General features: G+C 71.1%; 26 protein-coding genes, 1 tRNA gene and 1 other RNA gene. 12 read left to right on the forward strand and 16 right to left on the reverse strand.

What is annotated here, in order from left to right; all coding sequences use genetic code 11:
• Positions 1–45 precede the first annotated feature (45 nt).
• Positions 46–1,449, reverse strand: coding sequence for a DUF7059 domain-containing protein (locus ABFX54_RS04605; RefSeq protein WP_346101627.1), 1,404 nt, complete (start codon positions 1,447–1,449; stop codon positions 46–48).
• Positions 1,450–1,601: 152 nt separating this feature from the next.
• Between ABFX54_RS04605 and ABFX54_RS04610 the strand changes: the two genes are divergently transcribed.
• Entirely contained in the window at positions 1,602–1,904 is a 303-nt protein-coding gene (locus ABFX54_RS04610; RefSeq protein WP_346101628.1) for a hypothetical protein, read from the forward strand.
• 50 nt (positions 1,905–1,954) lie between these two features.
• Here ABFX54_RS04610 and ABFX54_RS04615 read toward each other — a convergent pair whose 3' ends face one another.
• From ABFX54_RS04615 to ABFX54_RS04625, 3 genes are read right to left on the reverse strand one after another with little or no spacing between them, the layout of a single operon-like run.
• Positions 1,955–2,914, reverse strand: a complete 960-nt coding sequence (locus ABFX54_RS04615) for an NAD(P)-dependent oxidoreductase (protein ID WP_346101629.1) — start codon at positions 2,912–2,914, stop codon at positions 1,955–1,957.
• Between the two features lie 33 nt (positions 2,915–2,947).
• A complete protein-coding gene (locus tag ABFX54_RS04620; RefSeq protein WP_346101630.1) occupies positions 2,948–3,547 on the reverse strand; it encodes a TetR/AcrR family transcriptional regulator in 600 nt (199 codons plus the stop codon).
• On the reverse strand, positions 3,544–4,059 hold the full coding sequence (locus tag ABFX54_RS04625) for a GNAT family N-acetyltransferase (protein WP_346101631.1): 516 nt from the start codon (positions 4,057–4,059) through the stop codon (positions 3,544–3,546). Before ABFX54_RS04625 ends, ABFX54_RS04620 begins: the two co-directional genes overlap by 4 nt.
• 58 nt (positions 4,060–4,117) lie before the next feature.
• Here ABFX54_RS04625 and ABFX54_RS04630 point away from each other — a divergent pair, with 58 nt between their 5' ends.
• From ABFX54_RS04630 to ABFX54_RS04645, 4 genes are all read left to right on the forward strand, one after another.
• Positions 4,118–4,597 carry a winged helix-turn-helix transcriptional regulator gene (locus ABFX54_RS04630; protein ID WP_346101632.1) on the forward strand — a complete coding sequence of 160 codons (480 nt, stop codon included), beginning with the start codon at positions 4,118–4,120 and terminating at the stop codon, positions 4,595–4,597.
• 47 nt (positions 4,598–4,644) lie between these two features.
• Entirely contained in the window at positions 4,645–5,445 is an 801-nt protein-coding gene (locus tag ABFX54_RS04635) for an SURF1 family cytochrome oxidase biogenesis protein (protein ID WP_346101633.1), read from the forward strand.
• A gap of 10 nt (positions 5,446–5,455) precedes the next feature.
• Positions 5,456–6,199: a tyrosine-protein phosphatase gene (locus tag ABFX54_RS04640; RefSeq protein ID WP_346101634.1), complete on the forward strand. Its 744-nt coding sequence runs from the start codon at positions 5,456–5,458 to the stop codon at positions 6,197–6,199.
• Between the two features lie 153 nt (positions 6,200–6,352).
• Positions 6,353–7,549, forward strand: a complete 1,197-nt coding sequence (locus tag ABFX54_RS04645; protein ID WP_346101635.1) for an amidohydrolase family protein — start codon at positions 6,353–6,355, stop codon at positions 7,547–7,549.
• Here ABFX54_RS04645 and ABFX54_RS04650 read toward each other — a convergent pair.
• The 4 genes from ABFX54_RS04650 to ABFX54_RS04665 all read right to left on the reverse strand — a co-directional run bounded on the left by ABFX54_RS04650 (position 7,546) and on the right by ABFX54_RS04665 (position 11,168).
• Positions 7,546–7,905, reverse strand: a complete 360-nt coding sequence (locus ABFX54_RS04650; RefSeq protein ID WP_346101636.1) for a YkvA family protein — start codon at positions 7,903–7,905, stop codon at positions 7,546–7,548. The two genes, ABFX54_RS04645 and ABFX54_RS04650, sit on opposite strands and share 4 nt — an antisense overlap.
• A gap of 126 nt (positions 7,906–8,031) precedes the next feature.
• The gene (locus ABFX54_RS04655; RefSeq protein ID WP_346101637.1) at positions 8,032–9,450 is read right to left on the reverse strand and encodes an amidase; all 1,419 of its coding nucleotides are present in this window, start codon (positions 9,448–9,450) and stop codon (positions 8,032–8,034) included.
• A gap of 2 nt (positions 9,451–9,452) precedes the next feature.
• Positions 9,453–10,412, reverse strand: a complete 960-nt coding sequence (locus tag ABFX54_RS04660) for an LLM class F420-dependent oxidoreductase (RefSeq protein WP_346101638.1) — start codon at positions 10,410–10,412, stop codon at positions 9,453–9,455.
• 87 nt (positions 10,413–10,499) lie between these two features.
• Positions 10,500–11,168 carry a TetR/AcrR family transcriptional regulator gene (locus ABFX54_RS04665; protein ID WP_346101640.1) on the reverse strand — a complete coding sequence of 223 codons (669 nt, stop codon included), beginning with the start codon at positions 11,166–11,168 and terminating at the stop codon, positions 10,500–10,502.
• A 174-nt stretch (positions 11,169–11,342) separates the two neighbouring features.
• On the opposite strand from ABFX54_RS04665, the gene ABFX54_RS04670 reads away from it, so the two are divergent.
• Positions 11,343–12,458 carry a hypothetical protein gene (locus ABFX54_RS04670; protein WP_346101642.1) on the forward strand — a complete coding sequence of 372 codons (1,116 nt, stop codon included), beginning with the start codon at positions 11,343–11,345 and terminating at the stop codon, positions 12,456–12,458.
• A gap of 74 nt (positions 12,459–12,532) precedes the next feature.
• Here the strand turns inward: ABFX54_RS04670 and ABFX54_RS04675 are convergent, their stop codons facing one another.
• From ABFX54_RS04675 to ABFX54_RS04695, 5 genes are all read right to left on the reverse strand, one after another.
• On the reverse strand, positions 12,533–13,594 hold the full coding sequence (locus ABFX54_RS04675) for an aspartate-semialdehyde dehydrogenase (RefSeq protein WP_346101643.1): 1,062 nt from the start codon (positions 13,592–13,594) through the stop codon (positions 12,533–12,535).
• Positions 13,591–14,865, reverse strand: a complete 1,275-nt coding sequence (locus ABFX54_RS04680) for an aspartate kinase (protein WP_346101645.1) — start codon at positions 14,863–14,865, stop codon at positions 13,591–13,593. Before ABFX54_RS04680 ends, ABFX54_RS04675 begins: the two co-directional genes overlap by 4 nt.
• 112 nt (positions 14,866–14,977) lie before the next feature.
• Positions 14,978–15,508 (reverse strand): DUF5063 domain-containing protein, encoded by a 531-nt coding sequence (locus tag ABFX54_RS04685; RefSeq protein WP_106242963.1) that lies wholly within the window; start codon positions 15,506–15,508, stop codon positions 14,978–14,980.
• Positions 15,501–16,100 carry a recombination mediator RecR gene (gene recR / locus ABFX54_RS04690; protein WP_344488129.1) on the reverse strand — a complete coding sequence of 200 codons (600 nt, stop codon included), beginning with the start codon at positions 16,098–16,100 and terminating at the stop codon, positions 15,501–15,503. The genes ABFX54_RS04685 and recR overlap by 8 nt, the downstream gene beginning before the upstream one ends.
• A gap of 2 nt (positions 16,101–16,102) precedes the next feature.
• The gene (locus ABFX54_RS04695) at positions 16,103–16,453 is read right to left on the reverse strand and encodes a YbaB/EbfC family nucleoid-associated protein (protein ID WP_346101648.1); all 351 of its coding nucleotides are present in this window, start codon (positions 16,451–16,453) and stop codon (positions 16,103–16,105) included.
• A 474-nt stretch (positions 16,454–16,927) separates the two neighbouring features.
• Between ABFX54_RS04695 and ABFX54_RS04700 the strand changes: the two genes are divergently transcribed.
• Positions 16,928–18,367, forward strand: a complete 1,440-nt coding sequence (locus tag ABFX54_RS04700) for a helix-turn-helix domain-containing protein (protein ID WP_346101649.1) — start codon at positions 16,928–16,930, stop codon at positions 18,365–18,367.
• Between the two features lie 249 nt (positions 18,368–18,616).
• On the opposite strand, the gene ABFX54_RS04705 is transcribed toward ABFX54_RS04700, so the two are convergent.
• Together ABFX54_RS04705 and ffs are read right to left on the reverse strand one after the other, a co-directional pair.
• Positions 18,617–21,013: a DNA polymerase III subunit gamma and tau gene (locus ABFX54_RS04705; RefSeq protein ID WP_346101651.1), complete on the reverse strand. Its 2,397-nt coding sequence runs from the start codon at positions 21,011–21,013 to the stop codon at positions 18,617–18,619.
• A gap of 31 nt (positions 21,014–21,044) precedes the next feature.
• Positions 21,045–21,140, reverse strand: an RNA gene (gene ffs, locus ABFX54_RS04710) — signal recognition particle sRNA small type.
• A 98-nt stretch (positions 21,141–21,238) separates the two neighbouring features.
• Here ffs and ABFX54_RS04715 point away from each other — a divergent pair.
• Positions 21,239–21,326: transfer RNA gene (locus tag ABFX54_RS04715), tRNA-Ser, on the forward strand.
• Between the two features lie 416 nt (positions 21,327–21,742).
• Here ABFX54_RS04715 and ABFX54_RS04720 read toward each other — a convergent pair.
• On the reverse strand, positions 21,743–22,717 hold the full coding sequence (locus tag ABFX54_RS04720; RefSeq protein WP_428834496.1) for an NADP-dependent oxidoreductase: 975 nt from the start codon (positions 22,715–22,717) through the stop codon (positions 21,743–21,745).
• 70 nt (positions 22,718–22,787) lie between these two features.
• Here ABFX54_RS04720 and ABFX54_RS04725 point away from each other — a divergent pair, with 70 nt between their 5' ends.
• The 4 genes from ABFX54_RS04725 to ABFX54_RS04740 all read left to right on the forward strand — a co-directional run bounded on the left by ABFX54_RS04725 (position 22,788) and on the right by ABFX54_RS04740 (position 26,213).
• Entirely contained in the window at positions 22,788–23,864 is a 1,077-nt protein-coding gene (locus tag ABFX54_RS04725) for a GlxA family transcriptional regulator (RefSeq protein WP_346101653.1), read from the forward strand.
• Between the two features lie 36 nt (positions 23,865–23,900).
• The gene (locus ABFX54_RS04730) at positions 23,901–24,728 is read left to right on the forward strand and encodes a hypothetical protein (RefSeq protein WP_346101655.1); all 828 of its coding nucleotides are present in this window, start codon (positions 23,901–23,903) and stop codon (positions 24,726–24,728) included.
• Positions 24,683–25,462: a hypothetical protein gene (locus ABFX54_RS04735; RefSeq protein ID WP_346101657.1), complete on the forward strand. Its 780-nt coding sequence runs from the start codon at positions 24,683–24,685 to the stop codon at positions 25,460–25,462. Before ABFX54_RS04730 ends, ABFX54_RS04735 begins: the two co-directional genes overlap by 46 nt.
• 79 nt (positions 25,463–25,541) lie before the next feature.
• Positions 25,542–26,213 (forward strand): DUF6461 domain-containing protein, encoded by a 672-nt coding sequence (locus tag ABFX54_RS04740; protein WP_346101659.1) that lies wholly within the window; start codon positions 25,542–25,544, stop codon positions 26,211–26,213.
• The last annotated feature ends 3 nt before the right edge of the window (positions 26,214–26,216 follow it).

Consider the following 26,216-nt stretch of genomic DNA (forward strand, 5'->3'; position numbering starts at 1 on the left):
CACCCTGGAAGTTGACATCCAATCAACGGCGGATAAACCCTCGGATCAGAGCAGGAAGTAGCCCTCGGCGATGAGCGGCCTGATCGCGTCGGAGTTGGCGATCTCTCCGTCGCCGACCAGCTCGGCGATCACGTTGAGCAGGGGTCCGAGCGCCAGCTCGCCGTCGCACACGCCGGCCAGCGCGGCCTCCACCGTGCCGACCTCCCTGCTGCGGCGCAGCCCCTGGGTCTGGCGCAGCACGATGCGGATCGGGTCCTCGGCGCCCGGCAGCCCGACCCGCTCGTCGAGCAGCCCTTCGGCGGTACGCAGCAGCGCGCCGTCGAGGTCGTCGGCCCGGTGCGCGGCGGCGATGGAGTCGATGACGGAGTCGACGTAGTCTCCGACCGGGAGCGCGACCTGGTGGGAGAGGTGCTCCACCCGGACGACCGGGTCGAGCGTGCCGGAGTTGCGCATGGTGATCCAGCCGAACCCGACGCCCTCCACCCCGCGCTCCTCGAACCAGGCCAGCCACCGGTCGTAGTGCTCCGCGTAGCGCCTGGTGCCCTGCTCGGCCGCGTCCTTGAGCCACAGCTCGACGTATTCGGCCGGGTCCTGAACATCGCGCTCGACCACCCAGGCGTCGCACCCGCTCTCGCTCAGCCAGCCGCCGACGCGGTCGCGCCAGTCTTCTCCCTCCACGTGCAGCCAGTTGGCCAGGAAATGGGCCTGACCGCCCGGGTTGAGGTGGCGGGGCGTCTCGCGGACGAGGTCGCGGCAGAAGTCGTCGCCGTCGCCGCCCGACTCGCGGTAGGTCAGCCTGCCCTCGCGAGCCGGGGCGATGACGAACGGAGGATTGCTCACGACCAGGTCGAACAGCTCGCCCTCGACCGGCTCGAACCGCGACCCGGCCCGCGTCTCGACGCCCTCGACCCCGGACAGCTCCCAGCTCAGCCGGGCCAGCTCCAGGGCCCGCGGGTTGAGGTCGGTGGCCACGACGTGCTCGGCCCGGCCGGCCAGGTGCAGCACCTGCACGCCGCAGCCGGTGCCGAGGTCGAGCGCGCGGCCCACGGGGCGGCGGGTGACCAACTGGGCCAGGTTGGCCGAGGCCCCGCCCGCCCCCACCACGTGGTCGGGCCGCAGCGCGGGGTCGCCTGGGCGTACTTTCCTGTCGGAGACGAGGTAGCCGCCGGTCTCCCAGGGCTGCAGGTGGACGGTGGCGACGACCTGGTCACCGTCGGCCGTGACCAGGCCCGAATCCAGCACCTCCGGCGGCACGCTCTTGGCCGGCACGGGCACGCCGAGCCACCAGAGCCGGATCAGGGTGGCCAGCGGGTCGCCGGCCGCGGTCGCGCGCAGGGCCGGGGTCAGCTCCTCCCTGGCCAGGGCTGAGGCGGCCATGGCGCCCAGGCGCTCGCGTACGCCGTCGATCGAGTAGCCGGTTTCGAGGAGGTGATGGCGCAGTCGTTCCACAAGGCCATCCTTTCACCGTGAAATCTTCCGCATGATCCGATACCGACAGTGCCCATACTGTTACTTAAGGACCCAAGCGTTCTGCAAGCGGGGGACAAGCCGCGCGCGATATCACTGTCGGTGTCAGCACGTCACCCCGAGGAGCGCGCCCCATGCTGATCCCGTGCCTGGCCTGCGAGTCCCGCTTCGGTCCTGACGAATACTTCAACGCCTGCTCCGACTACAACCGGGGCATGGACCTCGTCTCCTGGACGTGCCCGCGCTGCGGCAACCGCGACGACCTTCGGGTGCTGCCCGGCGAGCTGGGCTTCGGCTATCCGCATCGGGGCAGGTTCGACGTGCACGACCGGCTCCGCGTCCCCGGCCTGCGCAGGCAGCGGGGCGATCTGCGGCTGGACATCTCCCTCGACCGGGCGAGCTGGCACGTGGCCACACGCCTGCGCCAGCCCGCCTGACCCGCCATCTCCCGGCCGCCCTTTCGCGGCGGCCCGACGCTCTGAGGGCCCTACGCGGTCGCCGGCGCGTACGCGTGCGCGGGCTCCTCCCCGCGCAGCAGCCGGGCGATGTCCTCCACCAGGGTCCCGGCCAGCTCCTCCCGGCTCTCGCCCGTGGCGTCGCCCAGCCGGGGCGTCAGCACCACGTTCGGCAGCCGGGTCAGCGGATGGGCCCGGTCGAGCCACTCCCCTTCGAAGTGGTCGAGCCCGGCACCGCCCACCCGGCCCCAGCGCAGCGCGTCGACCAGCGCCTTCAGGTCGTGCAGCGCCCCGCGTGAGGTGTTGAGGTAGACCGCGCCCTGTCGCATCGCGCCGAACTCGGGGTAGCCGAAGAAGCCCCTCGTCTCGGCCGTGAGCGGCACGTGCAGCGACACCACGTCGGCCTCCTCCAGCAGCGCCGGCAGCGAGTGGGTGGCCTCGGGCACGAACGGGTCGCAGACGATCACCCGCATGCCCAGCCCCTCACAGCGCCAGCTCAGGGCCCGGCCGACGCGGCCGAGGCCCACGATGCCGATGGTCCTGCCGCTCAGCCGGCGGCCCCTGTGGCGCTGCGCGGGCGGGACCCGGCCCTGGTAGACCCGGCCGCGCCGCACCTCCCTGTCGGCCATGACGATGTTCCTGCTGACGGCGAACAACAGGGCCAGCGTCAGCTCGGCCACCGCCTCGGGATCGCGGGCGGGCGCGTGCAGGACGGTCACGCCGCGCTCGGCGGCCAGGTCCAGATCCACGCTCGCGGGCGGCCCCATGGTGGCCACGACGTCCAGGTGCAGCCCGAGCACCGACGTGCGCACCTGGTCGCCGTCGGTGATGAGCACGGTGGCTCCGGTCTCGATGACCAGATCGGCCAGCTGCTCGTCGGTGTAACCGAGGTTCGGTCGTGCGGGAGCCTCGGTCAGGTCGGCGATCTCGCCCAGTCGGGCGAGCGCGCTCTCCGGCAAGGTGGGCAGTACCAGCGCCCGAGGTCGTCTCACATTTGGACAATAACACCACAGACGGTGCTCAGATCATTGCTCCCCGCGCTGGCGCAGGCTCTGCCAGGCGGCCTCGCCCAGGCCCTTGATCTCCTCGTCGGTGGGGGTGTGGGCGCCGGCGAACCACAGGCGGCACATCTCCTGCGAGGGGCCCAGCCACAGCACGTAGCACATGGTCGCGTGGACGGGCTGGAGATGGCCGTTCTTCATGTGCGGCCGCCACCAGTCGGAGACCTGGCGGAAGAACGCGCGCCGCGCCTCGGCCACCTCGGCGCCGCCCGGCTCCTGCTTGCGCGGCGGGCGCTCGCTGATCAGCAGCCGGGCCCGCTCGGGGTGCTCGCCCGCCCAGCGCATGTGGAAGGCGACGATGGCCTCGATGCCGGCGCGGGCGTCGTCGTGGCGGACCAGCTCGGCGAGGAACTCGCGCTGGTAGGCGTCGAGGATCTCGGCGTAGAGAACCCCGAAGACGTGCTCTTTGCTGGCGAAGTGGTGGTAGAAGCTGCCGACGCTGACGCCGCTTTCCTCACGGAGACTGGCCAGGGTGGTGGCGGAGACGCCGTCCTGACTGAAACGGCGGAGTGCGCCCTCGATGATGCGCGTACGGCCGTCGCGTCCGTTCTTGACACTCTTCACACTGTCAATGGTGTGCTACCAGAACCTTGTTCCGCAAATAGGCCCGCCTCATCGATCATAGCGGTCACTTCCACCGAACCCGAACTCACCTTCATCGTGGCCCGCGGCCACAGTCTGCGGATGAGCCTGAGCACGCGCCGGTTCTCGCCCAGCACGTCCATGCCCACGGTCTTCGCGCCCTTCACCGAGGCGCGCAGCAGCAGCGCGGCGATCAGCTCGGGGCCGAGCCCGCGCCCCTGCCACGCGTCGGTCACCACCACGGCGATCTCCACGTCGGCGCAGCCACCCTGGTAGCTCATGGCATGGCCGACGATCTCCCCCTCGCCGGTGGTCGCGACCAGCGCGTCGCGGCGGTCGTCCACCGCCAGCAGCGCCCGCACCAGCGGGGCGGCGGGGACGGCGACGCCGGTGAAGAACCGGAGCGTCTGCGTGTGCAGCGACAGCCCCGCCAGGAAGCGCCTGATCCGCTCCTCGTCGTCGGGGCGGGCCGGGCGGATCTGGGTTCCACACATAGACCCAGCCTGCCCGGCGAAGCTGAGTCTGTCAATCGAACTCAGGTATACTGCGGTGATGAACGTGCCGATCCCTATGGGTCTCCGGGCGGACAACTGCTCGATAGAGCGCACTCTGGACGTCGTCGGAGAGAAGTGGACGTTCCTGGTGCTGCGCGAGGCGTTCAACGGCGTGCGACGATTCGCCGACATGCAGTCACTCACCGGCGCCCCCCCCCAGGTGCTCAGCGCGCGCCTGGCCCGGCTGGTCGACGAGGGCCTGCTGCGCAAGGAGCCCTACCGCGAGCCCGGTCAGCGCAAGCGCGACGAATACCGGCTCACCCAGAAGGGCCGTGACCTCTATCCCCTGCTGGTCGCGCTCATGCACTGGGGTGACAAATACCTCGCGGGCGACGAGGGGCCGCCGGTGCTGCTCACCCACCGCGACTGCGGCGCGCCGATCGAGCTGCGCTTCCGCTGCGCCGACGGCCACGAGGTGAGCGGACCGCGCGAGGTGACGCCGGTGCTCGGCGAGGGTTCCGGCCGCAGGAGCGCCTGAGCAGGTCGCGTTCGGGACCACCGGTCCCGGTGCCTAACCTTGGAGGCGTGTACCGGTTCCTGCTGACGCCCAGATGGCTCGCGCTCCACGTGGTGGTGCTGCTGGTCATCCCGGCCTTCGTGTTCCTCGGGCGCTGGCAGTTCGGGCGCTTCGAGGAGCGCTCGGCCAACAGCGAGCGGGTCACCGCCAACATCGAGGCCGCGCCCGTGCCGCTGGAGCGGCTGGCGGCGCTCGGGCGGCCGGTCAAGGAGGACGACCGGTTCAGGAAGGTCACGGTCGCGGGCACGTACGACCAGGGCCACGCTCTCGTCGTCCGCCGACGCCCCCAGGAGGGCCGCAACGGCTACTACGTGCTGACCCCGCTCGTCACCGGCCCGGGCACGGCCGTGATCGTGAACCGAGGCTGGGTGCCGGCCGGCGCCACCGCCGACGCCGCGCCCGAGGTGCCGGCTCCGCCGGCCGGGCAGGTAACTGTAACCGGACGGCTACGGCCGAGCGAGACCGAGGAGTCCAGCGGCATCAGGGAGCGGCCCGGGCTGCCGCCCGGCCAGGTGCTGCTGATCAACGCCGGGAAGATCGGCCAAGGGCTCCCGTACCGGCTCGTGGACGGCTACGTCGAGCTCACCGAGCAGCAGCCCGAGGCGGGGGCGGCGCCCGCGCCGGTGCCCGCGCCCGACGTCGGGTCGGGCGGCGGGCTCAACCTCGCCTACGGCCTGCAGTGGTGGCTGTTCATCGGGATCGCGGTGGGGGGCTGGATCCTGCTCATCCGGCGCGAGGTGGCCGAACGGAAGGCGAAGGAGGGGCAGGAGGCACCTGTCGCCTCGAACGCGCCCACGGCCGCCAATTAATGTGGGGAGGGTGATCCGCCACATTGAGTTCACCAATCTCTGCAACTTCCGCGACATAGGTGGATATGCCACCCAAGACGGGCGCACCGTCAGGTGGCAGCGGCTCTACCGGGCCGACTCGCTCGGCTGGCTGGACGGAGACGACCTGACGACCTTCCGGGCGCTGCGCGTACGCAGCGTCATCGACCTGCGACACGCGTACGAGGTCGAGAAGGCCGGACGGGTCCCCGAGAGCGAGGGACAGCACTACCAGAACCTGCCGATCGAGGGCCGCCGCTGGCAGAAGGACCTGTTCGACGAGGAGCTCGGCGTCGCCCGCTACCTCGCCGACCGCTACCTGGAGATCAGCGAGGACGGCGTACAGAACCTCAGGATCGCGCTGGAGACGATCGCGCGCTCCGACAACGCCCCCGTGGTCATCCACTGCGCCGCCGGGAAGGACCGCACCGGCGTGCTGGCCGCGCTGGTGCTGTCGCTGGCGGGGGTGAGCGAGAGCGACATCGTGGCGGACTACGCGCTCACCGGGCTGGCCACCGAGCGCTTCGTGGCCGACTGGACCAGACGGCATCCGGGCGCGCCGCTGTGGCCCGGTTTCGGGCTCGCGCCGGCGGAGGCGATGCGGCATTTCCTCACCGATCTCACCGCGCGGCACGGCTCGATCGAGCGGTACGTACGCCAGGAGCTCCAGCTATCCTCCGCCACGATAGCCGAACTTCGCGCCCATCTGCTGACTGATCAGGCGAAGGAGGGGTAGTGGCCCACCGGGTCCGTCCTGCGCGATCGGGCCTTCCCACTCCCGGGATCGCCAGCCATCCCCCTCCCGGCGGTCCCGGGTCAACCCTCTCGGAGACCCAACGGATACGTCGCAGCTTGTTCGACGTTATCCGGCCGTCGTACGGTTACGTGCGTGACTACGCCGCTGCTCCCCGACCCTGACCCCAGGCGGCGCGACTATGTGATCATCTCAGCTGACGATCACCTGATCGAGCCGCCCGACCTGTTCGAAGGCCGGCTGCCCGAGAAATACGCCGAGGCCGCGCCCAAGGTCGTGGAGACGGAGGCGGGTCACCAGGTCTGGCGCTACGGCGGCGCCACCTACCCGTGCGCCGGCATCGACGTGGGCGCCGGGCTCCCCCGCGAGCAGTGGACCCTCGACCCCGTGCGGTTCGAGCACATGCGTCCCGGATGCCACGACATCGAGGCCCGCATCCAGGACATGGAGACCGCGGGCATCTGGGCCGCGCTCTGCTTCCCCGGCATGCTGGCCGGGCAGTCCGGCATGCCGTTCGCCAGGACCCGCGACCAGGAGCTCGGCCTGGCCCTGGTCAAGGCGTGGAACGACTGGCACATCGAGGTCTGGGCGGGCACCTACCCCGAACGGATCATCGGGCTGCAGCTCCCGTGGCTGCCCGACCCCGACGTGGCCGCCAAGGAGATCAGGGCCAACGCCGCCAGGGGCTTCAAGGCCGTGGTCTTCCCCGAGTTCCCCACGCGGCTGCGGCTGCCCTCGATCCACTCGGGCCACTGGGACCCGTTCTTCGCCGCCTGCGAGGAGACCGGCACCGTGGTGTGCCTGCACACCGGCGACGCGTCGTGGTCGCCCGTGCCCTCGCCCGACACGCCCATCGAGGCCATCACCACGCTGATGCCGACCAGCGCCATGTTCGCCTGCGCCGACTGGCTGTGGTCGGGGCTGCCGCTGCGCTTCCCGTCGCTGCGCATCCTCATCGTCGAGGGCGGCGTGGGCTGGCTGCCGATGCTGGCCGAGCGCGCCGACTACGCCCTCGACCACCCGGTCGCCGGCGAGGCGCAGTGGGAGGGCGGGCTCAAGCCCAGCGAGGTGCTGCGCCGCAACTTCTTCTTCGGCACGCTCGACGACCACGCGCTGTCGGGCGTCCGGCTCGCCGTCGGCCTCGACCACGTGCTGCAGGAGAGCGGCTATCCCCACTCCGACTCCACCTGGCCCGACACGCAGCAGTCGGTCGCCCGCAACCTCGGCGCGCTGCCGCCCGCCGACATCGCCAGGGTCGCCTACGGCAACGCCGCCCGCCTGTTCGGGCATCCGCTGCCGTCACGCGCCTGGCTGCGGATGGAGGAGATCTAGCTTCCCTCCACCTGTCCCTTTACCGGGGCCTGGACGACCGTGTGCTCATGGTGCACATAACGCCCGCTCTCACCGAGCAGCGAGGCCATGAGCCACAGGAACACGCCGAAGTCGTCGGCCACCCCGATCAGCATGAGGAAGTCGGGGATCACGTCGATCGGTGAGACGAGGTAGACCACGCCCATGCCCATCAGGGCGAGCTTGCCCTTGCCCATGCCGGTGTACTGGCCGCGCATCACCGCGCCGACCATCCGCGGGATGGCCCGGACCCTGGTCATCAGTTTGGGCGACCCGGGCTTGGTCACCTCGCGGTAGGTCTTCCACGCCGCCGCCGCCCGTGCTGCCTTCGCCATCATGTGCTTCCCCCTACCCCCGGCTCTTCACGACATAACGCGTCGAAAGGGCCAGGGGTTCCTGCCCCGGGAAAGTGGCGCAGGCCCGATCAGCCCGGCCTGTCCACGTACTCGAAAAGCCCGGCCTGTCTAGGGAAGGGCCGCGTGCTCGAACGGTCTGGCCTGCTCGATCTGCGCCGCCACCCGTACCAGCAGGTCCTCCCGGCCGGCGGCGGCCACGAACTGCACCCCCACCGGCAGCCCCGCGCCGGTCCTGTGCAGCGGCAGCGACACCGACGGCTGGCCCGTCGCGTTGAACGGCGAGGTGTAGGCCACCGCCCGCGTGGTCCGGCCGAAGGCGGTGCTGAGGTCGTCGCGCGGGATCCAGCCCAGCGGGAACGGCGCCACGCCCAGCGACGGCACCACCAGCAGGTCGTGCCCCTCGCTCCACCAGGCGGCCGTGCGGCGGCGGAAGCCGTCCAGCCACTGCAGCGACAGGATGTGGTCGGCGCCGGCGCGCTCGCGTCCCGCCTGCGCCATGGCGGCGTTGCGCACCTCCAGCTCCTCCGGCCGCACCGGCTTGCCGCGCAGCTCGCCCAGACCGGCCACGTGGGCGGCCAGGTTGCCGGCCACGACCGCGCCGACGTGGCGGGGGAAGGCGGGCTCACCGAGCGCCTCAGGGCCGCCGGGGGCCACGTCGTGGCCGAGCGACTCCAGCAGCGCGGCGGTCGCGGTGACGGCCTCGGTCAGCTCGGGCACCGGCGGCACGTCGCCCCTGGGGTGCGTGGTGAGGAACCCGATCCGCAGCCGTCCCGGCTCGCGGCCCACCTCGTCGGCGAGCCTTCCGGGCAGGGCGGGAGCGGCGTACGGGTCGCCCGGCTGGAAGCCGGAGATCAGGTCGAGCGCCGCCGCGGCGTCCCTGACGGTCCTGGTGACGAAGCCGGGGGTGGAGAACCCGCTCCAGCCCTCCCCCAGGGCCGGCCCCAGGCTGACGCGGCCCCGCGCCGGCTTGAGCCCCACCAGGCCGCACATGGAGGCGGGGATGCGGATCGACCCGCCGCCGTCGCTCGCCGTGGCCAGCGCGACCATCCCGGCCGCCACCGCCGCGGCCGAGCCGCCGCTGGAGCCGCCCGCCGAGTACGCCGGATCGTACGGGTTCCGCGTCGCCCCGAACGCCACGGGCTCCGTGGTGATCGTGCTGCCGAACTCCGGGGTGTTGGTCCGCCCGAGCAGCACGAAGCCGGCCTCGCGCAGCCGTACGACGCCGTGGTCGTCACCGGCGTCCTCGACGCCGTCGCGCACCGCCGAGCCCGCGCTGTACGGCTCGCCCGCCTCCCGCCAGCCCAGGTCCTTGAGCAGGATCGGCACCCCGCGGAACGGCGCCCCGGCGGGGATGGCGTCGATCTCGGCCAGCGCGCGTTCGAAGCGGCGGTGGACGACCGCGTTCAGCTCGCCGTCGGCGGCCTCGATGCGCGCGATGGCGGCCTCCGTCAGCTCACGCGCCGACACCTCGCCCCGCCTGACGGCCTCGGCCTGCCCGATCGCGTCAAGTCTGAGCAGCTCTTCCATGCTCACCTCTCTGGTGCCAGGTCGCGCACCGCCTGGTCGATGGGCACGTCGCCGCCCGGGATGGGGGCGAGCACGGGGGTGTCGAGGCCGTTCGCCATGTATTCCCTGATCCTGGCCCGGCAGGTGGCGGCGTCGCCGTGGACGACGAGGGAGTCGACCACCTCGTCGGGGATGGCCTTGAGCGCCGCCTGCCGGTCTCCCGCCGCCCACGCCTCGTGCATCGGGCGCAGCACCTCGCCCCGGCCGAGCCAGTCGTGGAAGGCGGCGTACACCGGGACGGTCAGGTAACTGGCCAGCATCCATCTGGCGGTCGCGCGCACGCGTTCGGTGTCCTCGTCCACGCAGACGAACAGGCGCGCGATCAGCTCGGTGCCGGGGCCGATCTCCGCGCGCACCTTGCGCACGTCGGCGGGCGAGAGCCAGTTCGTGATGGCGCCGTCGGCCTCCTCGGCGGCCAGGCGCAACATCCTGGGCCGCAGCGCCGCCAGCACGATCTTCGGCGGCGTCTTCGGCGCCCGTTCCAGCTTGAAGCCCCTGATCTCGAACGTCTCGTACTTCTCCGAGACCTTCTCCCCGGCCAGGGCCCGCTTGAGGAAGCGCAGCGTGTCACGGGTGCGCGCGTAGGGCTTGGCGAACGTGCCGGCGTTCCAGCGCTCGACGATCGCCGGCGAGGAGGCGCCGATGCCGAGCGTGAACCGTCCCGGCGCCAGATCGGCCAGCGTCGCCGCCGACATGGCGAGCAGGCCGGGACCGCGCGTCGAGACCGGCACGATGGCGCTGCCCAGCCGCAGGCCCGGCGCCCACTGCGCGGCCAGGGCCAGCGGCACGAAGCCGTCGACGCCGCTGACCTCGGCCGACCACGCGTCGGTGTAGCCGAGTTGCGGCAACTGGGCGATCAGATCCTGCGAATTGCTCAGCGAACGGTCGTAGAAGGGGATCGTCATGCCCCAGCTCTGCGTCATGCCCGGCCTCCAGATCGTCGGAGACCAAACCTACCAACCGACCGGTATGCACTCCAGGCGCACGACCCGCTCCAGGCGCGGCCCGCTCTAGGCGCGCAGCTCGTGAACCGCCGCGATGAAGTCCTTCGTGATCCCGCGCAGGCCCGGCAGGTGCGACAGCCCGACCAGCCGGTCCACCAGCGGCACCGTCACGTCGATCAGGCGGTAGGTGCGCTCGCACCCCGGCGAGGTGTCGTGCACCCAGAACAGCACCATGCCCATCGACAGCAGCCAGAGCAGCTCGGGCAGCTCCTCGCGCAGCTCGGCGTTCATCCGGTCGCGCGAGCCCTCGACGACCTGCCGGTAGATGGCGATGGACGCCTCACGCGCCGGCGAGGAGTGCTTGCTGAACGGGCTGAGCGGGTTGGTCGGCTCGGCCGCGTGCTTGAAGAACTTCACCGCGAACTCGTGGTACGGCTCCGAGACACGCACCCACTCGCGCAACACCCCGCTCAACCTGGCCGCGAACGCCTGCTCCGTGGCCAGGAAGTCCCGGCAGGCCGCCTCGTGCTCGGCCTGGGCGCGATCGTAGTACGCCTGGATCAACGCTTCCTTGCTGTCGAAGTAGTAGTAGGCGTTACCCACGGAAACCCCCGCCTCGGCGGCGATGGCACGCATCGTGGTCGCGTCGAAGCCGCGCTCCCTGAACAGTCGCAACGCCGTCTCGACGATGACCTCTCGGGTGCTCTCCGCTCCGCGGTTTCGGGCTTCGGACACGTCCGTCACTTTACGTCGTCGAGCGAGGTTAGGTCATGCAGCCGCACGGTGATCACCGCCACAAGGCAAAGTTGCCCTCGCGGGATGAGTTATCTCCTGTGAAAGGTGGGATTGTCGTTTCAGGCGGAAGGGCTATTTCCGCGAAAAGGCATCGACATGTGGATACGTGGAACTGTGCGGCTGATCGTGGTCGCGTTCCTGGGCATTGAGATCACCATAATCGCGCTGGCCTCGGCCGCCTCCGCCGCCACCCACCCCGAAGGGTCACCGGTCCAGGGCAGCTTGTACGAGGCCGGGCAGCACACATGGGAGGACGCCCCTGCGGTGGCCGCCGTCTTCGCCGACCCGTACGAGGTGGGGCCGCACCAGGCCGACGCCTGGGTCCTCGATCGGTTCGCACTCGGCCGGGACAAGCTCGATGCCAGGCGTGGCTGGCCCAGGCTCGGCGCCCGCCGGCCCACGGCCCGTACGCACTCTCTCCTGGAGGGATCCCGTACGGACGTGCCGCGTCTGAACAGGCATCGTACGGACTCGCCATTCATGGACTCTCGTACGGACCCGCCACTCCTGGACGGGCCCCGTACCGACCAGGCACATGTGGACCGGACGGACGACTGGACGGACGCTGACGGCGCGCACGCGGGCTGGGACGACCTGGACCTGGCCCTCCCGGACCGGTCATGGGCGGCGTTCGAGCACCGGCCGGCCGCCGACGCGCTGGTTCGCCCGCGCAAGGACGTGGCCCGCGCCGAGAAGGCCAGGACGCGGTCCTCGGCCACGAAGGCGGCCAAGCGCCACGTACGCACCGGAGTGGCCAAGATGCCCCGTACGCGGTCCCACGTCGCCCACAGGCGCGCTCAGGTCGATCTGACGCGGGTCCTGCCGCGTACGGCCGCCGTGCACATGTCGCACGCGACCGCCAAGGGCTGGCTGGACAGCGCCGGGCTGCGGACGCGGTCGACCGGCAACTGCACCAGCAAGCACAGGCACCACTGCACGTCGCTCGACCGGGTGCGGACCGGGACCATCGCCAAGGTGATCCAGCTGAAGCGCGAGAGCGGCTGCCCGATCATGGTGACCGGCGGCACCGAGCGGGGCCACGCCTCAGGCCACTTCAGCCACGGGAACGGCTACAAGCTCGACATCTCCCACAACGCCTGCATCGACCGGCACATCACGAAAAATCATGAAAAGGCCGGGGTGCGGAGCGACGGCGCCCGGATCTACAAGTCAGACTCCGGCACCACGTTCTACGACGAGAGCGACCACTGGGACATCCTCTTCCGGTGACAGAGCCCGCCGTCGTGCCCCGCACACAAGTGTGGCGCCGCACGGACCGCACGGCGCCACAGCTCGGACATTCTCTAGAACTCGGCCGCCACCAGCTCGGCGATCTCCGCCGCGTTGAGCGCCGCGCCCTTGCGCAGGTTGTCACCGCAGACGAACAGGTCGAGCGTGTTGGGGAAGTCGATCGCCTGCCGGACACGGCCCACGTAGGTCGGGTCGGTGCCGACCACGTCGATCGGCGTCGGGTAGACCCCGTTGGCCGGGTCGTCCATGAGCACCACCGTCGGCGCCGCCTCCAGCACGCGGTGCGCCTCGGCGACCGTGATCTCGCGCTCGAACCGCGCGTGCACGGCCAGCGAGTGCGTGGTGATCACCGGCACGCGGACGCAGGTCGCGGAGACCTTCAGCTCCGGGATGCCGAGGATCTTGCGGGACTCGTTGCGCAGCTTGAGCTCCTCGGAGGCCCACCCGTCGGCCTTGGCGGAACCCGCCCACGGCACCACGTTGAACGCGATGGGCGCGGGGAACGGCGACTCCTCCGGCAGCTTGTTGGCCAGCACCTTGCGTACGTCACCGACGCTCTGCCCGATCGTGCGGTCGCCCGCCAGCGCCTCGATCTCGTCGTAGAGCCGCGCGGAACCCGCCACCCCGGCCCCTGACACCGCCTGGTAGGAGGCGACGACCAGCTCGGTGAGGGTGAACTCGGCGTGCAGCGCGCCCATGGCCGCCATCATCGACAGCGTGGTGCAGTTGGGGGTCGAGATGATGTTGCGCGGCCTGTTGCGCGCGTCGAGGGGGTTGACCTCGGGCACGACCAGCGGCACGTCGGGCTCCATGCGGAACGTGCCCGACTTGTCGATGGCGATCGCGCCGCGCTCGGCCGCGATCGGCACCCAGACGGCCGACACCTCGTCGGGCACGTCGAAGATGGCCACGTCGATGCCGTCGAACACCTCGGGCGCCAGCGCCCGCACCACGACGTCCTCGCCGCGTACGCGCAGCACCTTGCCCGCCGAACGCGGCGAGGCGACGAGACGGATCTCGCCCCAGATGTCCGCCCGCGTCGACACGATGTCGCGCATGACGGTGCCCACGGCGCCGGTCGCGCCGATCAGAGCCAGACTCGGCCTCTTGCTCATCGTCCTGAACCTCCGTACACCACGGCTTCGACCTGGTCGGCGTCGAGATTGAAGGCCCGGTGGGCGGCCGCCACGGCCGCGTCGACACCGTCCTGCTCGACGACCACTGAGATGCGGATCTCCGAGGTGGAGATCATCTCGATGTTGACCCCCGCGTCGGCGAGGGCCGCGAAGAACGTCGCGGTGACGCCGGGGTGCGAGCGCATGCCCGCGCCGATCAGCGACACCTTCCCGATCTGGTCGTCGAACAGCAGCGACTCGAAACCGATCGTGGGCTGGATCTTCTTCAGCGATGTCAGGGCCGTCTGGCTGTCGGCCGTGGGCAGCGTGAAGGAGATGTCGGTGCGGCCCGTGGCCGCGGCCGAGACGTTCTGCACGATCATGTCAATGTTGATCTCGGCGTCGGCCAGCGTTTTGAAGATCGAGGCAGCCTCGCCGACCTTGTCGGGGACCCCGACAACAGTGATCTTGGCCTCGCTCCGGTCGTGCGCGACGCCGGAGATGATCGGCTGCTCCATCTCGGTTCCTTCGGTGTAAGGGTCGGAGACGACCCACGTGCCTTCCTTCATGCTGAAAGAGCTGCGTACGTGAATCGGCAGGTTGAAACGGCGAGCGTATTCGACGCAGCGCAGGTGCAGAATCTTCGCGCCGCAGGCCGCCATCTCCATCATCTCGTCGTAAGAGATCTTGGGGATCTGGCGGGCCGCGGGCACGATGCGCGGATCGGCGGTGAAGATGCCGTCGACGTCGGTGAAGATCTCGCACACATCGGCGTCGAGCGCCGCCGCCAGCGCCACGGCCGTGGTGTCGGAGCCACCCCGGCCGAGCGTGGTGATGTCTTTGGTGTCCTGCGAGACGCCCTGGAAGCCGGCCACGATCGCGATGTGGCCCTGGTCGATCGCCTCCCGGATGCGGCTCGGCGTCACGTCGATGATGCGCGCCTTGCCGTGGGTGGAGTCGGTGATCACTCCGGCCTGCGAGCCGGTGAACGAGCGCGCCTCGTGGCCGAGGTTGGCGATCGCCATCGCCAGCAGGGCCATGGAGATGCGCTCGCCCGAGGTCAGCAGCATGTCGAGCTCGCGGCCCGGAGGCAGCGGCGACACCTGCTCGGCCAGGTCGAGCAGCTCGTCCGTCGTGTCACCCATCGCGGAGACGATCACGACCACGTCGTTGCCGGCTTTTTTCGTCGCGACGATCCGCTGCGCGACCCGCTTGATGCAGGACGCGTCGGCGACGGACGAACCACCGTACTTTTGCACAACGAGTGCCACGAGAGTCTCCCGGTCTGGACTGTGAGCTGCCAGTCTACTTGGGGCCTCTCATGCGCCCGATGGCTCGTACCACTATGTGGGATCGAACGTGGGATCGGACCGGGGCGCGCGATCAGACGGTGGTCGCTTCCTCCGCCACGTCGAGCCGCGAGTGCGCGGCCAGGGCCTGCAGCGCGCGCATCGCGGCGCCCGCGTGGTTGCCCCAGGTGTTGAAGTAGGAGTACTGCCACCACCACAGCGCCTCGTGCGGCCGGCCGGCGTGGTAGTGGCGCAGCCCGTGGATGAGGTCGGCCGCGACCGCGGTCAGGTCGTCGGACAGCCGGTACGCCGTGACGCCGGTGTCCTTGTACGGGTCGAACACCTCGGCGTAGTCGTCGACCGCCTCCAGCCGCTCGGCCAGCGCCGTGCGCACCCCGTCGATGTCGGGATCCTCGCTCATCGGCGGCTCGTAGTTGCCGGCCAGGATGACGTCCTGGTTGGCGCCGAGTTTGGCCCCCGCCAGGCTCACCTGCGCGACCTCCACCAGCAGGATCGACCAGATGGCGTCGCCGCCCTCGCCGCCCGCCATGCGGGTCAGGCCGTCCACGTAGTTCTGTGCGTGCGCGGCGATCTCTTCCGCCAGCGTGCTCCACTGGTCAGACATCCAGCAGCCTCCGTCCTTCGAACGCGCGGCCCAAGGTCACCTCGTCGGCGTATTCGAGGTCACCGCCCACAGGCAGACCGCTGGCCAGTCGTGTCACTTTGATGCCCATCGGCTTGACCAGACGGGCGAGGTAGGTAGCCGTCGCCTCGCCTTCGAGATTAGGGTCTGTGGCGAGGATGAGCTCGGTGACACGGCCGTCGGCGAGGCGTGTCATGAGCTCGCGGATGCGCAGGTCATCGGGGCCGACGCCGTCGATCGGGCTGATCGCGCCGCCGAGCACGTGATAAGTGCCCCTGAACTCGCGCGTCTTCTCGATCGCGACGACGTCCTTCGACTCCTCGACCACGCAGATGACGTGGGTGTCGCGGCGGGTGTCGCGGCAGATGCGGCACTCCTCCTCGGCGGCCACGTTGCCGCAGACCCGGCAGAAGCGGACCTTCTCCTTGACCTCCAGCAACGCGTGCGCCAGCCGCTTGACGTCGGCGGGATCGGCCGCGAGGAGGTGGAACGCGATCCGCTGCGCGCTCTTGGGACCGACGCCGGGCAGCAGCCCCAGCTCGTCGATCAGGTTCTGGACGACCCCTTCGTACATGCCTAGAACCCTGGCAACTGTCCGAGGCCGCCGCCACCCAGCCCCTGGGCCAGCGGGCCGAGCTTCTCCTGCTGCAGGTCGGCGGCCGCGCGCACCGCGTCGCGGACCGCGGCGATCACCAGGTCGGCGATCGTGTCCGCGGTGTCCTGCGGGTCGCCGGAGTCGATCACGCTCGGGTCGATCTTGAGTTCGAGCAGCTCGCCGGAGCCGTTGACGACGGCCGTGACCAGGCCACCGCCCGATGAGCCCTCGATCTGCGCATCGTTGAGCTCCTGCTGGGCGCTCACAAGCTGCTGCTGCATGAGCTGGGCCTGCTCCAGCAGCTGCTGCAGGTTGACATCCCCTGGGTTCACCGTCGTGCGCTCCTCGTGGCTCCGCGTTTTTGACTGCCACGAGCCTACGGTGTTTGGGCGGCGTCATGTACTGGGGTGTCCCCCTGTTTCCTGCCCGAGCCTCGCCCGGGGTGGTCTCCCCGCCTCCGTGGGCCGTCCCGGACGGGGGATTCCCGCCGCCCGGCACGGCTTCTCGCGTCCGCGGTCCGACCCGCGTCGGCGTGTTCTTCCGGCTCGCGTCGGTGTGTGCTGGCGTGCCCCGGCGGCGCCACCGGGGCGCGGTTCTGGCCGGATCTCGGCCCCCCTCCAGCGTCCGAGACCCGGCCATCACGCCGGCGGAGCGGCCGCACCACGCCGACGCGTTGGTAAAGGACGCTAGCCGGATGAACGTTGCACACACGTTGCGCTCATTCAATCACCCTCTGCAATCCCCCTGAACGGGTTGCGCGAAGGGCGCGCAAGACGGATCCTCTAGTTGACTACTTGGAGTGACCGATGAGTTACGCCCATCTCGACGCGTACTCCCGCCTTCTGCGCGGAGCGCATGAAGCCGCGGTGACCGGTCTGCCCTGGCCGGAACCGCCACGTCACCTGATCAAGGCGTCCTGGCGCCGTTCGCTTGACGCCGGAGTCGATCCGGAGGGCCGCGGCGCCCCGCTCGTGTGCGATCCCGCCCGCATCAGGGACATGCGCGAGTCCCATCCGCTGCAGGACCTCCTGCCGCTGCTCGCCCACACCCTGTCCGGGCTGGCCGGCGAGACCGGCCACATCATGATCGTCACCGACGGCGACGGCCGCGTCCTGTGGCGCGACGGCACCCCCACCACCCTGCGCCGCGCCGACCAGGTCGGCCTGTCCGACGGGCACCAATGGACCGAGGGCGACGTCGGCACCAACGGCATGGGCACGGCCCTGGCGACAGGCGAGCCCGTTCACGTCTATTCGGAAGAGCACCTGATGCGCGTCCTGCACGTCTGGTCGTGCAGCGCTGCCCCCATCACCGACCCCGACTCCGGCCTGGTCATCGGCTGCGTCGACGTCAGCGGCACCGCCCGCAGCCTCCACCCCGCCACGCTCGCCCTCGTCGCCGCCACGGCCAAGCTCGCCGAGACACAACTCGCCCTGCGCATGCACGAACGCGACGAGCGCCTGCGCCGCCGCTTCGAGTCGCTCCACGGCCGTCCCGGCATCCTGCTCTCCCCCACCGGCCGCGTCATCTCCGGCGACCCCGCAGGCGGGCTCGGCGAACGCGTCCACCTCGGCGAGCAGGGCGCCCGCAGCCCCGGCCGGCGCATGATCCTCAGAGACGGCACCGTCGCCCAGCTCGAACCCTTCTCCGACGGCTTCCTCCTGCGCGCCACGCCGTCCGCCGCCCCGCAGCCCCTGACCCTCACCTTCCTCGGGGCCGGCGTCCCGTCGGCCGCCTTCTGCGACCGCGAACGCCCCCTGTCACTGCGCCACGCCGAGATCCTCACCCTCCTCGCCCTCCACCCCCACGGCCTGACGGCCGAACAACTCTCCTTCCACCTGTACGGCGACGCCGGCAATCCCGTCACGATCCGGGCCGAGATCCACCGGCTGCGCGCCCAGCTCGGGGAGGCCATCGCGGCGAAGCCGTACCGGCTGACCTGTCCGGTGGAGGCCGACTTCCTGACCCTGCGCCGCCTGCTGACCGCCTCCGACCCCCGCGCCCTGGCCCGTTCCTACCCCGGCCCGCTGCTGCCCCGCTCGGAGTCGCCGGAGATCCGCCGCGAACGCGACGAGCTGGAGGCGCAGGTGCGGGCTTGCCTGCTGCGGGAGGGGTCGCCTGAGGATCTGTGGGCGTACGCGCAGACGTGCAACGGGCGCGACGACTACGAGGTCCTGGAACGCCTCGCCGCCCTCCCCTCCACCGACCCCCGCTCGGCCGCCGCCCGCTCCCGCCTCCTGTCCTGACCCGCCCGGCCCCCCGCCCACGACCCCTCACCCGCTGGGGCACAGCGCCCCGGGCCGGCTTCATCCACCCGATGCTCCCCGCCACCGCTGCCCCGAACACGACACCCCGGCCATCCTCGGGCCAGGACACACCTCTGCGGCATCACCGTTCGGCGCCGTCACCCACCACCATCACGCCCACCGGCGCGTAGACCCGGCAGCCATGAGAGCACCCGCCACCACGGCCGTCAGCCGAGGGCGTCGCCCACCTCAGCTGTGATCGATTTCGCCGATCACCTGGGCACCGAGCTCCCTCTCCAGCAGGGCCATGCCCGAGACGGCGTCCACATCCGCGTCCGCGTCGTTGAGCGGGTCCACCTCGTCGGAATCGGGGCTCTTGTCACGCCCTGGGACCTTGTCGGGCCAGGCGGCGGCACTGCCACGAGCCATCGGGACGCGCGGACCCGCCTGCGCGGCGGCCTTGGCGGCCGATCGGGCGGCGGCCAAGCCGGATCCCGCGGCCACGCTCGAACCCGCTGCGGCGGGCTGGACCGCGGGGACGGTGCGGGTGGGGTCGGGGTTGGGCGGGGCGCCGGGGCCGAAGTCGTCGGGGGCGTCGGGCCAGGACTCGTCGGTGGCCAGGGGCCCTGCCGGGGCGGCAGGAGGCTGGCCGGGGTCCTGCCCGCCCTTGTCCTCGGCGGAGTCTCCGTGGGACGCCGTACGCCCCTGGGGACCCGTCGTACCCTGACCCCCCTGAGGGCCGGGCGCCGTCTGACCCCCCACCACCTGCGGGCCGCTGGGCCCTGAAGACTGACCGGGCCCGGCCGCGTTCGGCCCTCCCGGCGCGGAACCGTGACCGCCCTGGGCCGGACCGTGCGACGGGGCGTGGGACGGGGAACGGGCGGGCCCGCGCGCGGCCTGCGGAGCCGGCGAGCCGCCGACGACCGCCTCGACGCGCCACGTACCGCCCAGCACATCGCCCAGCGCGGCCGCCACCACGGCGTCCTTGCCGCCACCGGTGAAGTTCTTCATCGCGCCGACCTGGGCGAACCCCAGCGTGACCAGGTTGCCCTCAACCCCCACGACCTGGGCGTTGGTGCTCACGTTCGCCCAGACGACGATGCTGCGCTGCTTGAGTGCGGCCAGCACCGCGGCCCACTGCGCCTGCATGGCACCGGCCCCACCCGGCGTCGGCCCACTGGGGCCGCCCGGGGCAGCCTGCTGAGCCCCGCTCCCCGCCACCGACGCCGAGCCACCTGCGGAGGCCGGCCCCGCAGCGGGAGCGGACGCACCGGGACGCACCGCCTCGGGCCAGTCGTCACCACCACGAGCGGGCGCAGGGGACGACTCGGCCGCGCCCACGGGAGCCGCGGACCCACCGGCGGAAGCAGATGCGCTCGGGGCACCCTGCGCCCCCGCAGTCGTACCGCCGACAGCAGGTGGGGAAACAGCGGACGGTTGGGCAGGAGCAGCAGTGGGAGCAGCCGCCCTGGCTGCCATCTGAGCGACCGCACCCCCACGTTCGAGCCGTTCCAGCCGCGCCAGCAACGCACCCTCACCCTGCGCCGCCCCCGGAAGCAGCACCCGCGCACACATGAGTTCGAGCAGCAGGCGCGGCGAGGTGGCACCGCGCATCTCGGTGAGCCCGGCGTTGAAGATCTCGGCGGCGCGGGTCAGCTCGGCCGGCCCCATCGAGGCCGCCTGCTGAACCAGCCGTTCCAGCTCATCAGCCGGCCGGTCGAGCAGCCCGCTGGAGGCCGCCTCGGGAACGTTGGCCAGGATCACCAGGTCGCGGAAGCGTTCGAGCAGGTCGGAGGCGAAGCGGCGCGGGTCGTGACCGCCCTCGATCACCCGGTTGACCGTGTGGAAGACCTGGGCGCCGTCGCGCGCCGCGAACGCGCCGACGACCTCGTCGAGCAGGTCGCCGTCGGTGTAGCCGAGCAGGGAGACGGCCTTGGCGTAGGTGATGCCGTCCTCCTCCGCCCCGGCGAGGAGCTGGTCGAGGATCGACAGCGAGTCACGGGCCGACCCGGCGCCCGCGCGCACGACCAGAGGCAGCGCGTTGGGCTCGAACGGCACACTCTCGGAGGTGAGGATCTCCTCCAGCAGCGCCCGGAGCGTCGCGGGCGGCATCAGCCGGAACGGGTAGTGATGCGTACGCGACTTGATGGTGCCGATGACCTTTTCCGGCTCCGTCGTCGCGAAGATGAACTTCAGATGCGGCGGGGGCTCCTCGACGAGCTTGAGCAGCGCGTTGAAACCCTCGCGGGTCACCATGTGCGCCTCGTCGATGATGTAGATCTTGTAGCGCGCGGACACGGGCGCGAAGAAGGCCCGCTCACGCAGGTCGCGCGCGTCGTCCACACCACCGTGGGAGGCGGCGTCGATCTCGATGACGTCGAGGTGACCAGGCCCGGTCGGGCCCAGCGCGACACACGACTCGCACTCGCCGCACGGATCGGGGGTCGGACCCTTCTCGCAGTTGAGGGAACGCGCCAGGATGCGGGCACTGGACGTCTTGCCACATCCACGGGGGCCGCTGAACAGGTAGGCGTGGTTGATGCGGCCCGTGCGCAACGCCTGTCGCAGCGGGTCAGTGACGTGTTCCTGACCCTTGACCTCGGCGAAGGTCCCGGGTCGGTACTTGCGGTAAAGCGCAAGGCTCATACGACCATCCCGCCTGCGAGGGGGCTCCCAACGAAGAGACCCCCCGCACACCCGCCAGAGCCCGCTTATCCTTGCTGCCTTCCGGCCCTGGGGAGGTTCACAGGATGACGCCGCGCGAGGGGTCCCTGGACAGTCTAGCCGGATGCCGCAGTGCTCGCTCCACCCCGAGCCATCCCACCGAAAACGTGGTCCGCACCGCTCGCGAAGTCCGGTAAGCTCGTCGGCGGAGGATTCGCCTAGTGGCCGAGGGCGCACGCTTGGAAAGCGTGTATAGGGCAACCTATCAGGGGTTCAAATCCCCTATCCTCCGCCAGCTCAGAGGGGTCACGCCGAGATCATCGGCGTGACCCCTCTGGCGTTCCGTCTTATTTTCCGTCTCAGTTGCCCCCCTCTGTGGCTAGGCTCCCGTCTCGGATGTTGACTGATTCCCGCCCTACCTGAGGGGGTTCGAGAGGATGTCTGACACTTCCTCTGGCTCATAACGTGGAGCGCGGCACGGGTCGCGACGGCGTCGCCCTGCGCTCCTTGCACATCCGTGGTGGACGGGCATCGGTGCGCTTGCCGGCGTGCAAGACCGCCCGGCGTGGGAAATGGCCGGCACCCCTCCGTGTCCTCCGGCCGAAGGGCGAGGAGACCGTCCATCTGGATCGCTCCATCGCTGGAACGCGAGATACGTCGCTCCAAGGATTCGTCAAGCGAGCCTGTAGTTCGAGATAGGTCCGACCCGCCTCACCGTACGGTGAGAACCAGCTTGCCCGTGGTGTGACCCGTCTCCCCCAGGGCGTGGGCGCGGGCGCCTTCGGCGAGGGGGAAGGTGGCGGAGACGTGGGCGCGGAGGCTGCCCCGGTCGGCGAGGTCGGCGATGGCGCGCATCCCGGCCTGGTCGTGCTCGACGATCAGGGTGACCGCGCGGACCTGTGCCTTCTCGGCCGCCGCTGGGGTGTCCTCGGCTCCCGGCACCAGGGAGACGAGGACTCCCCCGGGGCGGAGCACGCTCACGGAACGGGTGGCGGTCTCCCCGCCGAGGGCGTCGAGGACGACGTCGTAGCGTTCCTCGATGTCGGTGAAGTCCTCGGAGCGGTGGTCGACGCAGGCGTCCGCGCCGAGTTCGCGCAGGAAGGCGTGCTTGGGGGCGCTCGCCGTCCCCGTGACGTGGGCCCCGCGTTCCTTGGCGATCTGTACGGCGAGGTGACCGACACCGCCGGCCGCGGCGTGGATCAGCACCCGCTGCCCGGCCCGCAGGCCCGCGGTCTCGACGAGGGCCTGCCAGGCGGTGAGCGCGGCCAGCGGCAGAGCGGCCGCCTGGATGTGGTCGATCCCGGTGGGTTTGGGGACGAAGGCGCGGGTGGGGCCGGTCACGTACTCGGCGTGGGAGCCGGCCCCGTGGGGGTAGGGCAGCATGCCGAACACCTCGTCGCCGGGCTGGAAGAGGGTGACGCCGGGGCCGGTCTCCGCCACGGTGCCGGAGACGTCCCAGCCGAGGGTCAGCGGCGGGGGTGGCAGGAAGATGCTCAGGGCGCGGTGCTTGTAGTCCGTGGGGTTGAGTCCGGCCGCGTGCACGGCGACGAGGATCTGCCCGGGGCCGGGCGCGGGCCGGGGAAGCTCGGTCAATCGCAGCACTTCAGGGCCGCCGAGGGTCGTCTGGTGCAGGGCGAGCATCACGGGGGCAGCGGAGTTCGGGGAGCCGAGATCGTCAGGGGTCATGCCTCGATCGTGGCCCTGCGGTCCCGCCCTGGGCGATGGCAAGAAGGTCACCCTCCGATACATTCCTGCCATGTCCATCGACCCTGCCTCCCACCGCGCGCCGGCGAGGGCCCGTGACCTCGCTGAACGCGCGGCCGCACTGGTCCAGGCCCCGCGGCCCGGCGCGCACAAGGTCGTCGTCCTCGCCCTCGACGGCGTCTACCCCTTCGAGCTCGGCATCCCCCACCGGGTCCTGGGATCCGCCGACGGCCGCTACGAGGTGCTGTCCGCGAGCGTGGACGGGCAGCCCGTACGTACCGACGCGGACCTGATCGTCACCCCCGGGCACGGTCCCGAGGTGCTGGCCGAGGCGGACACCGTGATCATTCCTCCGTACGGGATCTCGCCGGCCACGGCCGCCGACCCGGACCCGCGGGCCCTGGCCGCCCTGTCCCTCGTCCGTCCGGGCACCCGCCTGGTGTCCATCTGCACCGGCGCGTTCCTGCTGGCCGCCGCCGGTCTCCTGGACGGACGCCGGGCCACCACCCACTGGGAGCTCACCGGCATCTTCGAGGAGCTGTTCCCCCAGGTGGAGCTGGACGCCGGCGTGCTCTTCGTCGACCACGGTGACGTGCTGACCTCCGCGGGGGCGGCCAGCGGTGTCGACATCTGCCTGCACCTGGTGCGCCAGGACCACGGCAGCGAGGTGGCCAACCAGGTCGCCCGCCGCTGCGTCGTGCCGCCGTACCGGGACGGAGGGCAGGCGCAGTTCATCGAACGGCCGCTGCCGCCGGCGAGCGAAACCGGCACGGGACCGACCCGCGACTGGGCCCTGGAGCGGCTGGACCTGCCGCTGTCGCTGGAGGAGCTGGCCGCGCACGCGGCGATGAGCACCCGCACCTTCGCCCGGCGCTTCCGTCAGGAGACCGGTCTGAGCCCCGGCCGCTGGCTGACCCAGCAGCGGCTGCGGCGGGCGCGGCACCTGCTGGAGTCCAGCGACCTGCCGGTGGAACGGGTCGCGCACGAGGTCGGCTTCGCCACCGCCACCTCGCTGCGGCGGCACCTGGCGGCGGAGACGGGGGTCGCCCCGTCGGTGTACCGGCGCACCTTCCGCGTCACGGCCCCGGCCACGGGCGACGTCGGGGAAGCGTCAGGGCCCGGGCGCTGAGGGGAGCCGGCGGCGGGCGGGCAGCGTCTGCAACGTGTGGAACCCATCCATTGGATCGGCGTCGTCGTGGCCGCGGTCCTGCTTCTCGTCGCGGTCGTCCTGGTGCCCGGCACCGCCGGCGCGCCCGTGCCGGCTTCGTGTCCGCGGCGATGGGACAGCGACAGGATCGGTCGCTGGGTGCCGGCTGCCGCCGACCTCGACGGGGTCGCCGACTCGCTCGTGCCCGGCAAGCCGGCCGCCGCGTTGATCTGCGCCTATCCCGGGCACAACGCGAAACCGGCCCGGCAACTCGCCGGATCACGGACCTTGACCGACCAGGCCACGTCGATGGCCCACGACCTCGGATACCTTCCGGTCACCACCGATCCCCCGGAAATGGTGTGCACGTTGATGGGCGGGCAGGTGACCAACTACCTCATCCGGTTCGCCTACCCCGACGGCCAGGCGCTGTGGGTGGGCAGCGCCGAAGAGGTCAACTCCTGTGTCATGACCACCAACGGCACAGTCGTCAGCAACGCCTACATCGGGCCCAGCATCACCGCCGCCTACCGCACGGGGACCTGGACGCTCCTCCCGCCCAAGAACCCGTGCGACCCGGCGACCGGACGGCGGGGACAGGATGAGCAGGTGGTGCCCGATGGGGCGATCAAGGTGCTGATCTGCCGGCAGGTACCGAGGAACTCCACGCCGAGCCCGTCTCCCGGGCGGGAGTGCGGGGAACGGCAGGCAACTGGCGACGGAGCCGAACTCGCCGGACGCCGAGACGTGATCGACAGCTACGATGACGGGCCGTGGGGACGGATTGGGTGCCTGCGGTCGTGCGTGACGTCGCCCGGAGTGATCCCGGTGAGCTCGTACGGCTGACCCGCGCCCACGCTCGCCTGGCCCACGCGCTGCGTACGGACCCTCCTGAAGAGACCGGCCACGACCTCGCGCGGTGGCGGGATCTCGACGAGCGGTTGTGCTCGTTGCTGGTGCTCGATTCTGGCCGTTCGCATCGGGTCAACGTCATCGGCGCCAATCCCATCTTTCCCCCCGAATGGCGGGAGGCGGCCTGGGCGACGCTCCTTCCCGATGAGCTGGCGGAGTGGGCGGTCAGGTGGCGGCGCTGGTACGACGAGACCAGCGCCGGTGGGTTCCGCCACTACCGCGAGCGGCTGCGTACGTGGGACACGAGTCGTCTGCTCGCCGAGACCCAGGAAGATCTGCTCGCCACGGCGCGGGCCACCCTGGACCGTACGAACGCCTGGACCCGTAAACCCGCCTTCGTCGAAGCCCGCCACGGCGTGTTCGCCCTGCCGAACCCGCCCACTGCGCCCGCCCCGGGCCCGCCGCCACGGACGGTCAATGACGACAGGGTGGTGCCTGGGCAGCGGGAGCAGCATGAGGTGGTGATGCGGCACGGCGTGCTGCTGGAGCAGGCCGCCCGCGGGTTCAGCCGCGTGGTGCCGGGCGCGTTCAAACGCCATCCGCCCGCGTTCGAACGCCGTCCGCCCGCGTTGCCGGGCGAGCCCGTGCGGGATCCGTGGGTGGAGGGGTTCTTCGACTGGCTGGATCCGGTCGTACGGGCCGGTCAGGGTCTCTACCTCTGGACCTGAGTACGTCCCCCTGACCAGGACGGACGCGGTTTGTCGGCCGCGGGTGCGATCATGCCGCTCAGGCGATCAAGGAGTGACCATGACGGCGACCCCCGGAGACCTTCCCTGCTTCCCCGGTTACGAGACGTTGGGTGAGATCTACTGCGTGTCCTTCGTCCGCGACCTGTCCCCGGAGGAGGCGCTCCGCCGGTTCGGCGTGGAGGAGGAGACCATGGAAGAGGTGACATTCGAGGAACTGGACTATCTCTCGGCGGAGAGCATGAGGGACGACGCGGCCGGTTACATCGGCGCCGCCCGGGTCGGCGACTGGACCGTGGTCATCGAACCGGGGGGATGGATGATGGCCGTCGCCACCGAGATCTACAACCCGGTCTCGCGGGGAACCGAGGTCGTGGCGGTCTGCGGCCACGAGTACGCCCAGGACACCTTTGCCTACATCGTCGACGGCGCGCCGGTCGTCTGGTTCGACCCGATGTACCCGGAGGAGCGATCGGGCAGTGATCCGGACCGCCTGGTCACGAAGATGCGCGCGGTCGGGCTGGATCCCGATCACGACATCGACGGGCCGGGGATCGAGCACCCGATGGAGCGTTCGTTCGCCCTGGCGAGCGACATCACCGGGCTCCCGCTCGCCACGGACCTGCGAGAGCTGCGCTACCTCGGCGCGGAACCCCTTGGGGGGCCGAGCCCCGAGCAGAAGGGCTCTTCGCGGAGTCTTGCCGACGTGCTACGCGCGCAGGGTCTGCTGTGACGA

It is taken from the genome of Nonomuraea maheshkhaliensis (assembly GCF_039529435.1).
GTDB classification, from domain to species: domain Bacteria; phylum Actinomycetota; class Actinomycetes; order Streptosporangiales; family Streptosporangiaceae; genus Nonomuraea; species Nonomuraea maheshkhaliensis.